Annotated in this window: 16 protein-coding genes; 4 read left to right on the top strand and 12 right to left on the bottom strand. The window is 63.4% G+C overall.

The window, feature by feature from the left end; genetic code table 11:
- The first annotated feature begins 1 nt into the window (after window position 1).
- Window positions 2-991 carry a FecCD family ABC transporter permease gene (locus tag V5B40_RS20180; protein ID WP_332356183.1) on the top strand — a complete coding sequence of 330 codons (990 nt, stop codon included), beginning with the start codon at window positions 2-4 and terminating at the stop codon, window positions 989-991.
- Between the two features lies 1 nt (window position 992).
- Complete coding sequence (locus V5B40_RS20175; protein WP_332356182.1) at window positions 993-1,772, top strand: ABC transporter ATP-binding protein; 780 nt, start codon at window positions 993-995, stop codon at window positions 1,770-1,772.
- Window positions 1,773-1,862: 90 nt separating this feature from the next.
- Here V5B40_RS20175 and V5B40_RS20170 read toward each other — a convergent pair whose 3' ends face one another.
- From V5B40_RS20170 to thrH, 5 genes are all read right to left on the bottom strand, one after another.
- The gene (locus V5B40_RS20170) at window positions 1,863-3,617 is read right to left on the bottom strand and encodes a diguanylate cyclase domain-containing protein (RefSeq protein WP_332356181.1); all 1,755 of its coding nucleotides are present in this window, start codon (window positions 3,615-3,617) and stop codon (window positions 1,863-1,865) included.
- A gap of 301 nt (window positions 3,618-3,918) precedes the next feature.
- Window positions 3,919-4,335, bottom strand: coding sequence for a bacteriohemerythrin (locus tag V5B40_RS20165; RefSeq protein WP_332356180.1), 417 nt, complete (start codon window positions 4,333-4,335; stop codon window positions 3,919-3,921).
- Window positions 4,336-4,372: 37 nt separating this feature from the next.
- Window positions 4,373-6,325 (bottom strand): ABC-F family ATP-binding cassette domain-containing protein, encoded by a 1,953-nt coding sequence (locus V5B40_RS20160; RefSeq protein WP_332356179.1) that lies wholly within the window; start codon window positions 6,323-6,325, stop codon window positions 4,373-4,375.
- A gap of 82 nt (window positions 6,326-6,407) precedes the next feature.
- Window positions 6,408-7,280, bottom strand: a complete 873-nt coding sequence (purU, locus tag V5B40_RS20155; RefSeq protein ID WP_332356178.1) for a formyltetrahydrofolate deformylase — start codon at window positions 7,278-7,280, stop codon at window positions 6,408-6,410.
- A 12-nt stretch (window positions 7,281-7,292) separates the two neighbouring features.
- Window positions 7,293-7,910 (bottom strand): bifunctional phosphoserine phosphatase/homoserine phosphotransferase ThrH, encoded by a 618-nt coding sequence (gene thrH, locus V5B40_RS20150; RefSeq protein WP_332356177.1) that lies wholly within the window; start codon window positions 7,908-7,910, stop codon window positions 7,293-7,295.
- A gap of 259 nt (window positions 7,911-8,169) precedes the next feature.
- On the opposite strand from thrH, the gene V5B40_RS20145 reads away from it, so the two are divergent.
- Window positions 8,170-8,748, top strand: coding sequence for a hypothetical protein (locus V5B40_RS20145; protein ID WP_332356176.1), 579 nt, complete (start codon window positions 8,170-8,172; stop codon window positions 8,746-8,748).
- A gap of 142 nt (window positions 8,749-8,890) precedes the next feature.
- On the opposite strand, the gene V5B40_RS20140 is transcribed toward V5B40_RS20145, so the two are convergent.
- The 3 genes from V5B40_RS20140 to gloA form a co-directional block, all read right to left on the bottom strand.
- The gene (locus tag V5B40_RS20140; RefSeq protein WP_332356175.1) at window positions 8,891-10,513 is read right to left on the bottom strand and encodes an ABC-F family ATPase; all 1,623 of its coding nucleotides are present in this window, start codon (window positions 10,511-10,513) and stop codon (window positions 8,891-8,893) included.
- 235 nt (window positions 10,514-10,748) lie between these two features.
- A complete protein-coding gene (locus tag V5B40_RS20135) occupies window positions 10,749-11,261 on the bottom strand; it encodes an HD domain-containing protein (protein WP_332356174.1) in 513 nt (170 codons plus the stop codon).
- 23 nt (window positions 11,262-11,284) lie between these two features.
- Window positions 11,285-11,689 carry a lactoylglutathione lyase gene (gene gloA, locus V5B40_RS20130; protein WP_332356173.1) on the bottom strand — a complete coding sequence of 135 codons (405 nt, stop codon included), beginning with the start codon at window positions 11,687-11,689 and terminating at the stop codon, window positions 11,285-11,287.
- 295 nt (window positions 11,690-11,984) lie between these two features.
- Between gloA and V5B40_RS20125 the strand changes: the two genes are divergently transcribed.
- Window positions 11,985-12,482 (top strand): bacteriohemerythrin, encoded by a 498-nt coding sequence (locus tag V5B40_RS20125; RefSeq protein ID WP_332356172.1) that lies wholly within the window; start codon window positions 11,985-11,987, stop codon window positions 12,480-12,482.
- Between the two features lie 109 nt (window positions 12,483-12,591).
- Here V5B40_RS20125 and V5B40_RS20120 read toward each other — a convergent pair whose 3' ends face one another.
- Genes V5B40_RS20120 through glyS form a run of 4 tightly spaced genes read right to left on the bottom strand, consistent with a single transcriptional unit; the run spans window position 12,592 to window position 16,715 of the window.
- Window positions 12,592-13,371 carry a M48 family metallopeptidase gene (locus tag V5B40_RS20120; protein ID WP_332356171.1) on the bottom strand — a complete coding sequence of 260 codons (780 nt, stop codon included), beginning with the start codon at window positions 13,369-13,371 and terminating at the stop codon, window positions 12,592-12,594.
- Window positions 13,355-14,107, bottom strand: coding sequence for a lysophospholipid acyltransferase family protein (locus tag V5B40_RS20115; protein WP_332356170.1), 753 nt, complete (start codon window positions 14,105-14,107; stop codon window positions 13,355-13,357). The genes V5B40_RS20120 and V5B40_RS20115 overlap by 17 nt, the downstream gene beginning before the upstream one ends.
- Entirely contained in the window at window positions 14,107-14,646 is a 540-nt protein-coding gene (gmhB, locus tag V5B40_RS20110; RefSeq protein ID WP_332356169.1) for a D-glycero-beta-D-manno-heptose 1,7-bisphosphate 7-phosphatase, read from the bottom strand. The genes V5B40_RS20115 and gmhB overlap by 1 nt, the downstream gene beginning before the upstream one ends.
- Window positions 14,643-16,715 carry a glycine--tRNA ligase subunit beta gene (gene glyS / locus V5B40_RS20105; protein WP_332356168.1) on the bottom strand — a complete coding sequence of 691 codons (2,073 nt, stop codon included), beginning with the start codon at window positions 16,713-16,715 and terminating at the stop codon, window positions 14,643-14,645. Before glyS ends, gmhB begins: the two co-directional genes overlap by 4 nt.

Raw genomic sequence — 16,715 nt, 5'->3', positions numbered from 1 at the left:
CATGCCTACCCGTCGCCGCGCTTTGCTGATTCTCGCAGCCCTTGCCGGGCTGTCGCAGTTGAGCATTGCGCTGGCGCTGATGGTGGGTAGTATTCCGATCAGTCCCCTCGATGTCCTGGCGACGCTGGTCGACAACGGCGGCGGCACCGCTGGCGAGGTTGTGCGCAGCCTGCGCCTGCCGCGTGCCTTGACCGGTTTCGCCTGTGGCGGCTTGCTGGCGCTGGCCGGGGCTCTACTGCAGGTGTTGTTGCGCAACCCGCTCGCTGATCCCTACGTGCTCGGTATTTCCGGTGGCGCCGGCATTGGCGCGTTGCTGGCCATCGTCCTCGGGCTCGGCGTTGCCGGGATAAACGGGCTGGCTTTCGTGGGCGCACTCGGCGCCATGCTGCTGGTCTTTGGATTGGCGCATGGCGAGGGCGGCTGGACGCATTCACGCCTGTTGTTGACCGGGGTGATCGTTGCCGCCGGCTGCGGCGCGGTGGTTACCCTGATGTTGGCCATTGCTCCCGAAGACCGGCTGCGCGGCATGCTCTTCTGGTTGATGGGCGACCTCTCGCAGACCGGAGACCCGAAATTGGTGCTCATCCTGCTCGCGACGGTGCTCCTGATTTCGCTGCCGTTTGCCCGTGAACTCAATCTACTGGCGCGCGGAGCCGATGTCGCGCAGGCGCTCGGTGTCGCGGTCCGCCCCTTGCGCCGCGGTGTCTACCTGCTTGCCTCGCTGGCCACTGCCGCGGCGGTCACGCATGCCGGTGCGATCGGTTTTGTAGGCTTGATCGTGCCGCACCTGGTTCGCCTGGCGACTGGTAACGACCAGCGTCTCTTGCTGCCAGCCTCGGTGCTCGCCGGTGGTAGCCTGTTGGTGATTGCCGACACCCTGGCGCGGACCGTTCTGGCGCCACAGCAATTGCCGGTGGGCGTTCTGACGGCGATGATCGGCGTGCCCGTTTTTCTCTTGCTGCTGACGCGCGGCGCTGCCGGGCGGGGATGAGATGGAGCAGGCGGCGCCTCTCCTGACGACCCACGCGCTTGCTGTCGGCATCGCCGGCCGGACTTTTTGTCGCGATCTGGAACTGAGCGTGCAGCCAGGTGAGTCGCTGGCCATTCTCGGCCGCAACGGCGCTGGCAAGTCGACCCTTCTTTCGGTGCTGGCGGGCTTGCGCGACCCGGAAGGCGGCGAGGTGCGCATCGCCGGGGCGAGCTACGCGCAGCTCGGCGCGCGTCGCTGCGCGCGTATTCGTGGCTGGTTGCCGCAGAGCCGCAGCGAAGCTTTTTCCTCGACGGTCCTGGAAACGGCACTGGTCGGACGCCATCCCCATCTCGATCGCTGGGACTGGGAGTCCGAGGCGGATGCTCAAAAAGCCCGTCGGGCGCTGGCCTGCGTTGGTCTTGCCGACCTGGCGCAACGCGACGTGCAGACACTTTCCGGCGGCGAGCGGCAGCGATTGGCCATCGCCACCCTGCTGACGCAGGCGCCGCAGCTCTACCTGCTCGACGAGCCACTGGCTCACCTCGATCTGAATCACCAGATCGCCACTCTCGAGCTGTTTGGTGCGCTCAATCGCGAAGAGCAGATGGCCAGCGTGATGGTCCTCCATGAACCCGGCCTGGCGGCGCGCTTCTGCTCGCGAGCACTGCTGCTCTTCGACGACGGCACGACGCTGCTGGGACGCAGTGACGAGGTCATCAGTAGCGATTCCTTGAGCCGGCTGTACGGCTATCCGCTGCGCGAAGTGGGTGCCGGCGAACTACGCTGGTTCATGCCGGCGTAGCGACGGTCGACAGTCAGTGTAAAAGTTGCGTACGCGACTCACGAGTCGCCTTTCTCCCCTGGCGGGAGAAAGGCCGGAAAAGAGGGGGGATCAGGTGCTCGGCGTTGCCGGCCCACTGCGGCCACTCTGCATGCCTTGCTTGCGCCGGTACATGTCAGCATCGGAACATTGCACCAGCGATTCGACATCCTGCCCATCTTCGGGGTACATGGCCAGACCGATAGAAGCGCCGGTGTTGGCATCCAGGGCCGCCGTACTGATCGACAGCAGTGGCGCGTCAAGCAACTGCTCGATGTTGCTGCGCGCGCTCTCGGCGTCCCGGCGGTTGTTGACCGCATCGAGCATGACCACGAACTCGTCGCCAGCATAGCGCGCGACCAGGTCGCGGCTGCGCAGTCCGCTGAGCATGCGCTGCGCGATTTCCTGCAGCACCTTGTCACCGACGTCATGGCCGAAGCTGTCGTTGATGTTCTTGAAACCGTTGAGGTCGATGAAGAGAATGGCGAAGGGGCGGGGCTCGGGGAGTTCGCGTTGCCGGGCCAGGCGGTCGTCGACGCGGCGCAGGAAGGCTTCGCGGTTGGCCAACCCGGTCAAGCGGTCGCTGAGGAGTTTGCTCTGCATGCTCCGGAAGCTTTTCGCCAGGTCGCCGATTTCATCGTTGCGGGTGACGTCGAAGGCCGCGTCGAGGTCGCCGTTGCCAACCTTGCGGGCAGCCACTGCCAGTTCCTTGAGGTCGCGGGTGACGACCGAGAGGACCATGAAGCCGATGAAGATGGTCATCAGCGAAGCCAGCAAGGCGAGTAACACGGTGCGCTTGAAGTTCTCGGACACTCCGAACAGAAAGTCGCTGCGCGGTACCGCGACGACGATGATCCAGTCCAGTCCGGCGGCATCCTGGATGCGCGCATAGGCGGCCTCGACCGCCTCACCGTCGGCGCTTTCAAAGACCGCGGTTTGCGGGTGCGGGGTTTCGGCGGAAGGGTGTAGCAGCTTGCGGATCGCGCGGAAACTGGCGGCTACCAGGGGGGCGTCGCTGTCCTGCACATTCAGTCGCACATTGCCCTCGGCGGCATCCTTGCGCAGGTGTGGGCCGCGTGAGGTGCCGATCAGCCGGCCGTCGGTTTCGACGACGTAGGCGATGCCGTTGGCGCTCAGGCGCAGGGAGTGCAGGAAGTCGTTGACTCCCTGCAGCGACAGATCGGTGGCCACGACGCCCTGAAACCTGCCCTCTGCGTCGTTGACTCGTCTGGCGCGCGTGGCGACCAGTTCCTCGGTTTTGAAATCGATGTACACCGAGGTCCAGGTGTGCATCGTCGAGCTCGCGCCGGACTTGAACCACGGGCGTTCACGGGGCTCGAAGATGCGCGTTTCGCGCACCGGGTCGCTCAGTTCGCCAGCGATCCCGGAAAAGCGATAGATCGTTCGCGGGCCATCGCCGGTGCTTCGTAGTCGCAATTCGGCGTCACTTTCGGAATGGCGCCAGAGTCCGAAAAAGTGTCCGTCACGATCGCCGTAGTAGGCGTAGTTGTTGGCGTCACGATGCACCGAGGTGGCCAGCCAGAAGCGCGTGCGCAGCTTGTCGAGGTCGTCGTTGATGTTGGCCGGCGCGGCCACCCCGGTGGGGAACGCCGTTTCGAGCACCGCACTGGCACCGAAGACGTGCCGCTCAGCGGCCTGGGCGATCCGGTATACCATCTCCGAGAGCAGTTGATTCGACAGGGTGTCGACGGCAACGCGGCCTGCCGAATACGACAAGCCGCCGATGGCTGCCGCCAGCAGCAGAACCAGCACCACGTACGGCATGGTGAGCATCTGCCGCAGTGAAAGGGTGTGCAGAAACTTCATGGATTCTCGTTAGAGACCGAGTGCGGAAACACTCGCTAGAGCGAATGCTTAGTGAAGGCAAGGAGCGCGGCGGGTGACGGATGTCACGACGCGTGGCGCAGCCTTGTTGTTAATGTGAAAGTCGCGCACGCGACTTACGAAACTCCCGTCTCCCCTCGCGGGAGAAGGGTCAGGGGAAGAGGGAAACGGTCATGACTTTCATGACTTGGGGTGTCGCCACGTGTCATGACCGTTAGCCGTTCCTGCTTAGCGCTTGACTGGCGGCGGTTCTCGGGCGACGCCGGGTAGCCAGTAGCGGTAGTCAAGACGTCGGAGTTGGCGTGGCGGCCGCCTTGACGCTCGGCACGTAGTCGAAGTCGGCGACCAGGATGTGGTTGTAGAACCAGCCGTTGATCAGGAACTTGACCTCGTCGGCAATCTCGTCGAGGGTCATCTGTTTAGCATTCTCAAGCAGCGTGAACAGCATTCGCCGGAATTCCTTGTGCAGTTGCCGATGCGCCTCGAGACCCGGGTAATGGCAAGCGGCCATCATCTGCTCTTCTTCGCGCAAATGGACTTTCACGTACTTGGTTAGCATGGCCAGTGACTTGAGCACCCGGATTTGATCGCCATCGCCAGCAAAGGTCGCCGCAAGCTCGAACAATTGCCGATGCTGCACATCGATGTTCGGCAAGCCGACGAGTATCTTCGGCGACCACTCCACCAACTCATATTTCATTTGCTGCTCCAATTGCTGCGTAGGGGGGCCAAGCATCTCACGAGATCGTCGGCTGGCCGGCCGAATCGATCTGTTCGGCGAGCGTCAGCCAGTGCTCTTCCAGTTTGGCCAGCTGCTCGGCGATCTCGCTCATGCGTGCTCCCACAGCCGCCAGATCAGCGGCGGCCAGTGGTTTCGACAAACGGCTCTCCAGGGAGTGCTGTTCTTTCTGCAGATCGAGCAGCTCCTTTTCGATCCGGCCCTGATCGCGGGCCAGGGCTTTCAGTGTTCCGGGCGCTTTCCGGTTGGCCGCGGTGCTCACGGATGCTGCGGCTTGGCGCGGCTCCTTGGCACTCTTCAGCGATTTCTTGAGGCTGTCGCGGCTGCGTTTTGCTTCGTCAAGCAGGTAGCGCTGGTAGTCATCGAGATCGCCCGTAAAGTCGGCCACACCACCGCGGCTGACCAGCCAGAACTCGTCACAAACCGAGCGCAACAGCGAGCGGTCGTGGCTGACCAGCATTACCGTGCCCTCGAATTCGTTGAGAGCGATCGACAAGGCTTCGCGGGTGCCGAGGTCGAGATGGTTGGTCGGCTCGTCGAGCAGCAGCAGGTTGGGGCGTTGCCAGACGATCATGCACAGCACCAGGCGTGCTTTTTCGCCGCCACTCATGGTGCCGACCGCTTGCTTGACCATGTCGCCAGTGAAGTTGAAGGTGCCGAGGAAGCTGCGCAGATCCTGCTCGCGGCCGCTCTGGCCGTTGGGCAGTCCCTCTTTGGCCATGCGCACCATATGATCCAGAGGCGTTTCATCGGGGCGTAGAACGTCGAGCTCCTGCTGCGCGAAATAGCCGATGTGCAGGCCTTTCCCTTCGGCGAGGGTGCCGCTGGTACAGCTCAGGACGCGGGCAACGGTTTTCACCAGCGTTGATTTCCCCTGTCCGTTGGCGCCCAGGATACCAATGCGCTGGCCAGCCAGCACCGAGCGCGTGACCTGGCGGACGATCACCGTCGGCGGGGTGCCGGCGACGGCCTCGGCAGGTGCCGGGTAGCCGAAGCTGGCGTTGTCCATGATCAGCATCGGGTTGGGCAGGTTGGCGGCTTCCTTGAACTCGAAGCTGAACTCGGCATTGGCCAGTATCGGAGCCAGACGCTCGATTCTTTCCAGTGCCTTGACCCGGCTCTGCGCCTGCTTGGCCTTGGTCGCCTTGGCTTTGAAGCGGTTGATGAAGCTCTGCAGATGGGCGATCTTGTCCTGTTGTTTGGCGTAGGCGTTCTGCTGCAGTTCGAGCTGCTGGGCGCGGGTTTCCTCGAAAACGCTGTAGTTGCCGCCATAACGCGTCAATTGCTCGTTGTCGAGATGCAGCGTCACCGTCGAAATCGCGTCGAGGAACTCGCGGTCGTGACTGATTACCAGCATTGTGCCTTCGTAGCGCTTGAGCCAGCTTTCCAGCCACACCAGGGCGTCCAGGTCGAGGTGGTTGGTCGGCTCGTCGAGAAGCAGGAGGTCGGACGGACACATCAGCGCCCGTGCCAGCTGCAAGCGCATTCGCCAGCCGCCGGAGAAGCTGTCGACCGGATTGTTCAGTTCGGTGGTCTTGAAGCCGAGGCCAAGGATCAAGGCCTGCGCACGTGCCTGCGCATCGTGTGCGCCGGCGTCGTGCAGGGCCATGTAGGCATGTGCCAGGTCTTCGCCGTCGGCGCTCGCTTCGGCCAGGCGCACTTCCTCCTGGGCGGCGAGCAAGGCGGTGTCGCCGGTGATCACGAAATCGGTGGCGCTTTGCGAGGTTTCCGGCATTTCCTGCAGAACTTGCGCGAGGCGCCACTGGGTTGGCCGAAAGAACTCACCGGCGTCTTCGTGCAGGCTGCCGTCGAGTAGCGCGAAAAGCGTCGACTTGCCGGCGCCGTTGCGACCGATCAGGCCAACCCGTTCGCCGGTGTTGATGGTCACCGAGGTGTTATCGAGCAACACCCTGGCGCCGCGGCGCAGGGTAACGCCTTTGAGGGTGATCATGCGGCAGAAAACTCCAGGTGGTCGTCCAGCAGACTTGGTCGTGCCGAGACTTGAGGGTAATGGCTATCGGTACTGGCGGGGCTCAGCGGAATATCACGGTCTTGTTGGCGTGCAGGAGGACGCGATCTTCGAGGTGATAGCGCAGCCCGCGCGCCAATACCGCTTTCTCGATGTCCTTGCCGTAGCGCACCATGTCTTCGACGGAGTCCGAGTGATCGATGCGGATCACGTCCTGCTCGACGATCGGTCCCTGGTCGAGTTCGCGGGTGACGTAGTGGCAAGTTGCGCCGATCAGCTTGACGCCGCGCTGGAAGGCCTGGTGGTAGGGCCGGGCGCCGACGAAGCTGGGCAGAAACGAATGGTGGATGTTGATCATTTGTCCCGGGTAGCGGGCGCACATATCGGCCGGCAGAATCTGCATGTAACGGGCCAGGACCATGGTGTCACCCTTGACTTCGTCGTAGATGCGACAGATTTCAGCGTGCGCCGCCTGCTTGTTGTCGGCGCCGATCGGCACGTGGTGGAAGGGGATGCCGTGCCACTCGACGAAAGCCTTGAAAGTGTCGTGATTCGAGATCACGCACGGGATTTCGATGTCGAGCTCTTTCGATTGCCAGCGTGCGAGAAGGTCGTAAAGGCAGTGTTCCTGCTTGCTGACCATCAGCACCACGCGCCGCTTGACCGCCGAGTCGCTGATCTTCCAGTCCATCGACAGTTCCGCAGCCAGCGGCGCGAAGCGCGTGCGGAACTCGGCCAGATGAAAGGGCAGCGAATCGGCTTTCACCTGCATGCGCATGAAATAGCGGCTGGCATGGTCATCGTTGCCATCGTCGGCGTGATAGCTCGATTCGAGAATCCAGCCCTGGTGCTGGGCGATGAAGCCCGAGATGCGCGCGATGATGCCGATCTGGTCGGGACAGGATCCGGAAAGGGTGTAGAAACGTTTCGTCTGCATGCGGCGGCAGTCCTAGGCGGCTGCGCGCGTGGCGAAGGCCTTGTCGATTTCGGCACGCAGTTCGGCGAAAGTCTGCGTGACCGGATACTGCGGGAACTCCTTGATCACTTTCTCGGGTGGGCGAAAGAGGATGCCGGCATGCGCTTCGCCGAGCATGGCCGTGTCGTTGTACGAATCTCCGGCGGCGACGACCGAGAAGCGGAGTTCCTTCAGGCGTCGCACGGCCTCGCGTTTCTGGTCCGGCATGCGCAGCCGGTAGTTCACCACCTTGCCGTCGGCGTTGGCTTCCAGACTGTGGCAGAACAATGTCGGCCAGCCGAGCTGGCGCATCAGTGGATGCGCGAACTCGTAGAAAGTATCCGAAAGGATGATCAGCTGATAGGTTTCGCGCAGCCCGTCGACGAAAGCGCGGGCGCCCTCGACCGGTCCCATCTCGGCGATCACTTTTTGTATGTCCGGCAGGCCCAGCTTGTTTTCCGCCAGGATGGACAGCCGGTAGCTCATCAGCTTGTCATAGTCGGGCTCGTCGCGGGTGGTGCGGCGAAGCTCTGGAATGCCGGTGCGAGCGGCGAATTCGATCCAGATTTCGGGGACGAGTACGCCTTCGAGGTCAAGGCAGACGATTTGCACGGCAGGCTCCTGGTGGGTGAGGTTTGGCAAAAAGACGAGATTCTACCAAATCCGCCCTGCCAGGTCCGCAGAGCGAGCGCGTTTGGGCGATCGCAGCGCTTGAACAGTGGCGAGTGCGCGCGGCTCCGATTACGCTCGGTCAGCAGGCTCGTTTATAGTACACGCGGCTAACAGGCGCATCAGTCTGCTCGCCAGTGGCCGTGACGCGAGCGAGCGCACCGACCACCACCACTCGATGAGGATACGGAAGGAGAATTGCATGCGTGCTGCGGGCGGTTTGCTGGCCCTGTTGATGTCGATCAGTGCTACGGCGTCCGCCGACGAGCCGGTGCAAGTTCCCGTGCCGCAGACGCTGGAGCAGGCCGCGGCCCAACGCGAGCGAGCCGACGCGCTGCGCGAGCAGGCGGAAAAGCGCTATCAGGCCGAACAGAATGCCTGCTACGAGAAGTTCCTGATGAGCGATTGTCTGCTGGCGGCCAAGAAACGCCACGCGGCGTCGCTGGTCGCGGCGCGCAAGCTCGATCAGCCGGCGATCGATTTCGAGCGTGCGGCGCGGCGGCAGGATCTCGAATCCAGGGAAGCGCAACGCGCTGCCGACAATCTTGCTCGCCAGTCCGAGGAGCAGGAGCGCGCCCAGGGCTACCGCGCCGAGCAAGCGGCCAAGCTGGCCGAGCGCGAGGCCAAGCTGGCCGACAAGGCGAGGAAAGCCGAGGCGGGGCGGCAGAAAGCGGCTGCTGAGCAGGCCAAGCGGCAAGCCAAGCTCGACAAGCGAGCGCGGCAGGATGCCGAGCGAGAAGCCAGGAAAGCGGCCGAAGCGGCCGCCGCTGCGAGCAAGTAGGGCAGCAAGTAGGGAAGCAAGGCGGGTCGCCAGCCCGGTCAACCGATCCGGGCAAGGGTTTTGCCGGCGGGCCGGCGCGCCGATTGCGGCCGCTTGCCGCCGCTTTACGCCGGGCCGACGAGCGACCCGTGTCGCTGCAGCGTCAGGCCAGGCCCTGGCTGGCGAGGTACTCTTCGTAAGTGCCCAGGTAATTGACCAGCGTGCCGTCAAGGCGAATCTCCAGGATCCGCGTCGCCAGCGAGGAGACGAATTCGCGGTCGTGGGAGACGAAAACCAGCGTTCCTTTGAACTTCTCCAGGGCCGTGTTGAGCGACTCGATGGACTCCATGTCGAGGTGGTTGGTCGGCTCGTCCATGACCAGCACATTCGTTTTCATGAGCATCAGCTTGCCGAAAATCATGCGTCCCTGCTCGCCCCCGGAGATCACCTTTACTGGCTTGCGCACTTCGTTGCCCGAGAACAGCAGGCGTCCGAGGGTGCCGCGGATCAGCGTTTCGAGGTCGTCTCCATCGCTCGCGCTGGCGCGTGCGTAGCCAGCGATCCAGTCGGTCAGGTTGACGCCGCTGTCGAAATCATGGGCATGGTCCTGGGCGTAGTAACCGAGGCTTGCTTTCTCGGCCCACTTGATGCTGCCGCGTTGTGGCTGCAACTCGCCCATCAGCAGCTTCAGCAGCGTCGTTTTGCCGACACCGTTTTCGCCAATGATCGCCAGCCGGTCGCCGCCGTTGATGCTCAGATTCAGCTTGTCGAAGATTTTCTGCTGGCTGCCCGGATAGGCGAAGCCCAGGTTTTCGATTTCGACGGCCTGGCGGTGGAGTTTCTCCCGCTCATCGTATTCAAAGCGGATCCAGGGGTACTGTCGCGACGACGGTTTGACGTCTTCCGGCTTGAGTTTTTCGATCAACTTGACGCGTGAGGTTGCCTGCTTGGCCTTGGAGGCATTGGCCGAAAAGCGGCGCACGAAATTCTGCAGGTCGGCAATCCGTTCCTTGGCCTTGGCGTTGGCGTTCTGCTGGCGTTCGCGTGCCTGCGCCGAGGCTTCCATGAAATCGTCGTAATTGCCTGGGTACACGGTGATCTTGCCGTAATCCAGGTCGGCCATGTGGGTGCACACCTGGTTGAGAAAGTGGCGATCGTGGGAAATGATGATCATCGTGCTGTTGCGGTCGTTGATCACGTTTTCCAGCCAGCGGATGGTGGCGATGTCGAGGTTGTTGGTCGGTTCGTCGAGGAGCAGGATCTCGGGGTTGGCAAATAGTGCCTGAATCAACAGCACGCGCAGCTTCCAGCCAGGCGCGACATCGCTCATCGGACCCAAATGCTGTTCCGCCGGGATGCCGACGCCGAGCAGCAGTTCGCCGGCGCGTGCCTCGGCGGTGTAGCCGTCGTATTCGGCAAAGCGGCCTTCCAGTTCGGCGGCGTGCAGGTAGTCCTCCTCGCTCGCTTCCGGATTGGCGTAGATGGCGTCCTTCTCGACCATGCAGGCCCACATTTCCGCGTGGCCCATCATCACCACGTCGATTACCCGCTGTTCTTCAAAGGCAAACTGGTCCTGGCGCAGGTAAGCCATCCGCTCGTGCGCGTCTTTCGAGACGTTGCCGGCGGTCGCTTCGAGTTCGCCGTCGAGAATTTTCATGAAAGTCGACTTGCCGGAACCATTGGCGCCGATCAGTCCGTAGCGATAGCCCTCGCCGAACTTGACCGAGACGTTTTCAAAAAGGGGCTTGACCCCGAACTGCATGGTGATGTTGTTGGCAACGAGCACTAAGAAACCTCGGTAAAATCATTGAGTTGCAAAAAGGGCGATATTGTACCTCAGCGTTTGATGGTGTGCTTGCCTGGCGCCCGCCATGGCCTATCTGCCGTTCCTGTGTGGCTGCAGCGTGCCCGGGCCCGGAATCAACTGGAAGACGACAATCGCGGCGATGAAGCTCGAGTAGTTCTGCATCTCGAACCCCTCGTGTTCTCCGCTCTCCGCTGCCCTCGGCTAGCGTCGTCGCTCAGGCATGATCGACGGCGACGCTGCTCACTGCCAGCAAGCTATCGAGCTCCAACCACAAGGGGTCGCAGAGGCCTGCGCGGTAGGCCGAGCGTCTGAAGCCCGCGTGTTCCTTGCGATAGACAGTCATCAGGCCGCGCTGGTCGTCGAGGAGGCAGCTTCTGACGTTCGCCAGGCGGTCGGCGGCCTTGACCAGCAGCGCCACTTCGTTGGCGCCGGTGACCGTGGCCAGGCGGGCGTAGGTCTTCGCTTTGCGCTCGGCGCGACTGGCTCCGGAGAGGTCGGTAAGCAAGCTGACACAGTCGGCGACCAGCGCGCCGAAGCGGTCGCGGATTTCGCTCTCGGTGACCGCCGTGTCCTCGAGCACGTCATGCAGGTAGCCGATGACCTGTGCCTGGCTGCCGTAGGGGGCGAGCAGTGCGACGACCGCGTCAAGGTGACAGGAATACGGCCGATCGCCGTAGCGTTGGCTACCGTGGGCAGCCAGGGCAAAGGAGCGTGCTTCGTCAAGCATGGTTCTTTCCTTGCGGGCAGCCGTTAAGCGGCTGCTGGTGAGCAGCGTTTCTTCTGGATCAGTTCGATCTTGTAGCCATCGGGATCTTCGACAAAAGCGATCACCGTCGTTCCGTGTTTCATCGGACCCGCTTCGCGCACCACCTTGCCGCCACGCGTCTTGATCTGCTCGCAGGCGGCGTAGGCATCGGCGACTTCGATGGCGATGTGCCCGAAGCCGTCGCCGATTTCGTAAGTCGGCGTATCCCAGTTGTGAGTCAGTTCCAGGGCCGCTTCTTCCGACTCCGGCCCGAAACCGACAAAAGCCAGGGTGAAGCGCCCGCCCGGGTAGTCCTGACGGCGTAGTTGCTGCATTCCCAGGACCTCGGTATAGAAAGCCAGCGAGCGGTCGAGATCGCCAACGCGCAACATGGTGTGCAGAATTCTCATGTTTTCTCCTTGCCAGTTCGTGGGGGTGGTCGAGCGCCGCTGTATTCAGCTTTTCCGGCGCGGACCTGCGCGGACCGCCTTGTACGAGCACGGTGCCAGCGCGTAAGGATAGCGGCGACGATACACGACAAGCTCGCGTTGCGCTTGATCTGGCGCAAAGGTGCTGGCGCAGCCGGCCCTTGCTGCCGTTATCAGGGCTTGACAACGCCGTCTCCATACCCACTAATGAGGAATGTCGTGGCGGACTAGTCCCAAAAGTGCACTCCCACCCTGCGAAAGCGAAAGGAAGAACACCATGAGTCTTGCTCCCGTATCCGGTCTTCATAACCTCTCCGAGTTTTCCCTCAAGCAACTGGTCGCCTGGGGCGACCACCTCAAGGTTCATCAACCGCAGATCGACGCGCAGCACGAGGCGATCTTCAATCTCGCGCTGGAAATCGCACACATCTGGCAGGATCATGGCGACCTCGATGAACTGAAGGCGCTCGCCGAGAAGCTCGACAAGGTGCTGCAAGCGCATTTCCGCTACGAGGAGCAACTGCTGGCCGAGATCGGCTATCCCGAACTCGCAGCGCACAAGGCGGAGCACCAGGTGATGCTCCACGAGTTGGAGGTCATCCTCGACCGCCTGCACAAATCGCAATCGGGGAGTATCGTTGGCGAACCCGGACTGGCTTTTCAGAACTATGTGCTGGGCCTCACGGTCGGGCACATCTTCAACAGCGACATGGATTACTGCCTGTATGCCCGCAAGGCAGCGAGCGATAAAGAACATGTCTGGCCAAGCAAGTAGATTCGCGGAAGGCACGCCGCGCCCATGCGCGTAGCATAGCGGTGCCGCTTCACCACTTCCTGGCGACGAAGTAATCTGTCCGAAGTAATCTGTCTTTTCGGCCCGCTGCTTACCAGTGCGGGCAAGTCGTGGCGAGTCGTTTCAGTTCCTGGCGCGCCGCCCGGTAATCGGGGTATAAGCCGGCAAGGATTGCCCAGAAGCGCGGACTGTGGTTCATCTCGCGCAGGTGCGCCAGTTCGTGCGCCACGACGTAGTCGATCACTGTCGGCGGGAAATGAATCAGCCGCCAGTTGAGGTGAATGCCGCTGCGCAGGCTGCAGCTTCCCCAGCGCGTTCGCGCTGACGACAGCGACAGCCGTGGCAGCGTCACGCCGAGCAGCGGCGCGTAGTGAGTGAGGCGCTCGGCGAACAGTTCGCGGGCCTTTTCGCGCAGCGCTTTCTCGAGCATGCGTGCCGCTTCTGTCGGTGCGCGCAGGCATAGGGTGAGTGTCGGCTCGGTCGCCTGCAGGTTCCAGAGGCAGCGATTGGCGCCGAGCGCGAGACGGATGCGCAGCGGCCTGCCGAGCACTGGCAGCTGCAGTCCGTCACTGATCTGCAGCACTTCGGGCGCTCGCCGCGTGGACCATTCGTCGAGTTTCTCGCTGATCCACTGACCATGCTGCAGGAGCATGCTTTCGACCTCGCGCAGCGACGCACGGCGTGGCGCGCCGACGCGCAGGCCGCGGTGGTCGATGGTCAATCCGATGGTGCGCCGGCTGGCCCGGCGCAAGACATAGGCAACCGTGCGCTCGCCCAGTTCGATGCTGCGGGCCGTTTCGCCAGCGGGCAGCGCGGGCAGCGCGGGCAGCGAACTCTCGCCGGGAGAAGCCGCGTCAGGCAGCCACGGCATCGACGGCAGCGGCAGGCGCCGGGTAGCGGTGCGGCGAGAGTCGGCGCATTTCTTCCTCTATCCAGGCCGCGGCCAGAGTGTTGATCCTGGTCGCCGATTTCTCGGCCGGGTCGATCGGCGGGCCGATGCTGACGGTGATCAGGCCGGGCTTGATCCGGAAGGCATCCCTTCCCCAGATTTCACCAGCGTTGTGCGCGACCGGCACCACCAGGGCGCCGGTGCGGACCGCCAGGTGCGCGCCGCCGGGCTTGTAACGACAGGTCTCGCCGGGCGCGACACGGGTGCCTTCGGGGAAGATCACCACCCAGTAGCCGGCGGCGAGACGGTCCCCTCCCTGGTCGAAGATCTGCTTGAGCGCGTCCTTGGCGGCGGCACGGTCGATCGAGATCATTTTCAGCGCCGCCAGGCCCCAGCCGAAGAAAGGCACGCGCAGCAGCTCTTTCTTGAGCACGAAGACCAGCGGCGGAAAAACCTCCTGCAGGCCGACCGTCTCCCACGCCGCCTGGTGTTTGGCGAGCACGATCGATGGCCTGGCGGGAATGTTTTCGCGCCCGATGACCTGGTAGCGAATGCCCAGAACGTGGCGCGAGAGGGCCATGAAGCCGCTTCGCCAGAAGGCGATGATCGCGTAGCGCGCAGTGATCGGCAAGGCGATGGCCAGCGTGACGAGCACTCCGAAAGGGATCGTCCACAGGCTGACCAGGAGCAGGAACAGCGTCGACCGGATAACGACCATCAGGCGGAGAGCAGAATATGCTCGGTGGCCGCCGCGAGATCGGGGAAGACCAGCGTTCCTTCCGGCAGGCCTCCGGCCTCGACCGTCTGCGCGCCCAGGCCGGTCAGGACCAGCAGCGGCTGGGCGCCGACGGCCGCGGCGGCGAGCAGGTCGCGCAGGGAATCGCCGACTGCCGGGACGCCGCTCAGATCGACATTGAAGCAGTCGGCAATGCGCACGTACATGCCGGGCTTGGGTTTGCGGCAGGAGCAATGCGCGTCGACCGAATGCGGGCAATAGAAAATGGCGTCGATGCGGCCGCCGCAGCCCTGCAGCGCGCGGCACATCTTGTCGTGGATGGCGTTCAGCGTATCCATATCGAACAGCCCGCGACCGACGCCCGACTGATTGGTCGCCAGGACCACCTTGTAGCCGGCCTGATTGAGGCGGGCGATGGCTTCCAGGCTGCCGGGGATCGGCCGCCATTCGGCCGGCGACTTGATGAACTGCTTCGAGTCGTAGTTGATGACGCCGTCGCGGTCGAGGATGACGAGTTTCATACGGCCAGCTTGGCGATGTCGGCGACCGCGTTGAGCTGCTCGAAGAGCGCTTTCAGCAGGCCCAGGCGGTTGCCGCGCAGCGTGGGGTCGGGAACATTGACCATCACTTCGGCGAAGAAACGGTCGACCTCGGCGCGTACCGAAGCCAGTACTTTCAGCGCCTCGGCGTAGTCCTCGTTGGCGACGTGCGACGTGACCAGCGGGGCGATCAGCCGCACGCGCTCGAAAAGCGCTTTCTCGGCGTCTTCCTCGAGCAGCGCGACGTCCGCTTCGGGCAGCTTCGCATCGGCCTTCTTCAGGATGTTGCCGATGCGCTTGTTGGCCGCGGCCAGCGCCAGCGATTCGGGCAGCTGCTGGAACTCGCGTACCGCCGCCAGGCGGGCGGTAACCCGGTCGATGCGGGTCGGTTGTTGCGCCAGCACCGCTTCGATGACGTCGATCGAGTAGCCGGCCTCTCTGAGCGTGCCGCGCAGACGGTCGAGCATGAAGACGAGCAGCGGCTGGCTGACCGGTTCGAGCTGAATGCCCTGCGCCTGCAGTGCCTGCGCGGCGGTCTCGATCAACTCCGCCAGATCGAGCGGCAGCGGCGTCTCCATGAGGATACGCAGCACCCCGAGAGCGGCGCGGCGCAGGCCGAAAGGATCCTTGTCGCCGGTCGGCAGTTGCCCGATGCCGAAAAAGCCGACCAGGGCGTCGAGTTTGTCGGCCAGCGCAGCGGCACAGGCGATGCTGCCCTGGGGCAGGGCGTCGCCGGCAAAGCGCGGCCGGTAGTGCTGCTCGACGGCGTCGGCAAATTCCGGCGAATTGCCTTCGTGGAGCAGGTAGTAGCGGCCCATGATTCCCTGCAGTTCGGGGAACTCGCCGACCATGTCGGTCAGCAGGTCAACCTTGGCCAGCAGGCCGACGCTTTCGGCGATGTTGCCGTCGGCGCCGAGCTTTTCGGCAATGTTGCGCGCAATACGGCCCAGGCGCTGTGCGCGGTCGCCCAGCGAGCCCAGCTTGTTGTGATAGACGACGGCGCCAAGACGCATGGCGCGGGTGGTGAAGCCGTTTTTGCGATCCTGGTCGTAGAAGAAGCGCGCATCGGCCAGGCGTGGGCGAACGACGCGTTCGTTACCGCTGATGATCGCACCGGGATCGTCAACCTGCATGTTGGAGACGATCAGGAAGCGGTTGAGCAGCTTGCCACTGGCATCGAGGAGCGGGAAGTACTTCTGGTTTTGTTGCATCGTCAGGATCAGGCATTCCTGCGGCACTTCGAGGTATTCGGCCTCGAACTGGCCGGCATAGACGACCGGCCATTCGACCAGCGCCGTCACCTCGTCAAGCAGGCCGTCGGCCGGGTTGATGCGCGCATCGAGGCGTTTGGCGGCTGCGTCGAGCTGAGCGGCGACCGCGGCACGCCGTTCGGCGAACGAGGCAATGACCTTGCCGGCGGCGAGTTTGTCGACGTACTCGGCGGTGCTGCCGATGCGTATCTCGCCGGTGGACAGGAAGCGGTGGCCAAGGGTTAGTCGGTCGCTGCGCAGGCCGAGCACTTCGCCGGCGACGACATGCTCGCCGTGCAAGAGGATCAGGCTGTGCACCGGGCGAACGAACTGGTGCTCCGAGTCGCCCCAGCGCATCACTTTCGGAATCGGCAGTTTTTTCAGCGCTTGCGCGACGATTTCGGCGAGGTAGGCGGCGAGTGTCTCGCCTTTCTTCTCGATGCGGGCGACAAAGTATTCGCTTTTGCCGTCAGCCGTCTTGTGCAGTTGCTCGAAGCTGACGCCGGCCGAACGCATGAAGCCGGCGAGTGCTGGTGTCGGCTTGCCGGTCGCGTCGAGCGCGCTGCCCAGCGCGGGGCCTTTGCGTTCGAGGATGCGGTCGGGTTGGTGGGCGGCGACGCCGGTGATCGACAGGGCCAGTCGGCGCGGCGTGGCATAGGGCGTGCATACGCTGTCGTCGGCGGTGAACTGCTGCGCTTTCAGGGCCGCAAAAACGCTGTCCGCGAAAGCCTCGGAGAGCTGGCGCAGCGATTTCGGGGGCAGCTCTTCGCTGCGCAGCTCGATCAGGACGGTATCGTTCAT

It is taken from the genome of Candidatus Accumulibacter meliphilus, assembly GCF_036625345.1.
Classification (GTDB): Bacteria; Pseudomonadota; Gammaproteobacteria; order Burkholderiales; family Rhodocyclaceae; genus Accumulibacter; species Accumulibacter meliphilus.
Note: the sequence above shows the minus strand (reverse complement) of the source record. Positions and strands in the feature narration are given on the sequence as shown.

Bases quoted from the DNA above. Each gene is read 5' to 3' on its own strand.
- V5B40_RS20135 (WP_332356174.1), bottom strand. From the start codon at position 11,261: ATGCTTGACGAAGCACGCTCCTTTGCCCTGGCTGCCCACGGTAGCCAA.
- V5B40_RS20165 (WP_332356180.1), bottom strand. From the start codon at position 4,335: ATGAAATATGAGTTGGTGGAGTGGTCGCCGAAGATACTCGTCGGCTTG.
- V5B40_RS20160 (WP_332356179.1), bottom strand. From the start codon at position 6,325: ATGATCACCCTCAAAGGCGTTACCCTGCGCCGCGGCGCCAGGGTGTTG.
- gloA (WP_332356173.1), bottom strand. From the start codon at position 11,689: ATGAGAATTCTGCACACCATGTTGCGCGTTGGCGATCTCGACCGCTCG.
- V5B40_RS20120 (WP_332356171.1), bottom strand. From the start codon at position 13,371: ATGCCGTGGCTGCCTGACGCGGCTTCTCCCGGCGAGAGTTCGCTGCCC.
- gmhB (WP_332356169.1), bottom strand. From the start codon at position 14,646: ATGAAACTCGTCATCCTCGACCGCGACGGCGTCATCAACTACGACTCG.
- glyS (WP_332356168.1), bottom strand. From the start codon at position 16,715: ATGAACGATACCGTCCTGATCGAGCTGCGCAGCGAAGAGCTGCCCCCG.
- V5B40_RS20125 (WP_332356172.1), top strand. From the start codon at position 11,985: ATGAGTCTTGCTCCCGTATCCGGTCTTCATAACCTCTCCGAGTTTTCC.
- V5B40_RS20145 (WP_332356176.1), top strand. From the start codon at position 8,170: ATGCGTGCTGCGGGCGGTTTGCTGGCCCTGTTGATGTCGATCAGTGCT.
- V5B40_RS20180 (WP_332356183.1), top strand. From the start codon at position 2: ATGCCTACCCGTCGCCGCGCTTTGCTGATTCTCGCAGCCCTTGCCGGG.
- V5B40_RS20175 (WP_332356182.1), top strand. From the start codon at position 993: ATGGAGCAGGCGGCGCCTCTCCTGACGACCCACGCGCTTGCTGTCGGC.
- V5B40_RS20170 (WP_332356181.1), bottom strand. From the start codon at position 3,617: ATGAAGTTTCTGCACACCCTTTCACTGCGGCAGATGCTCACCATGCCG.
- purU (WP_332356178.1), bottom strand. From the start codon at position 7,280: ATGCAGACGAAACGTTTCTACACCCTTTCCGGATCCTGTCCCGACCAG.
- V5B40_RS20115 (WP_332356170.1), bottom strand. From the start codon at position 14,107: ATGGTCGTTATCCGGTCGACGCTGTTCCTGCTCCTGGTCAGCCTGTGG.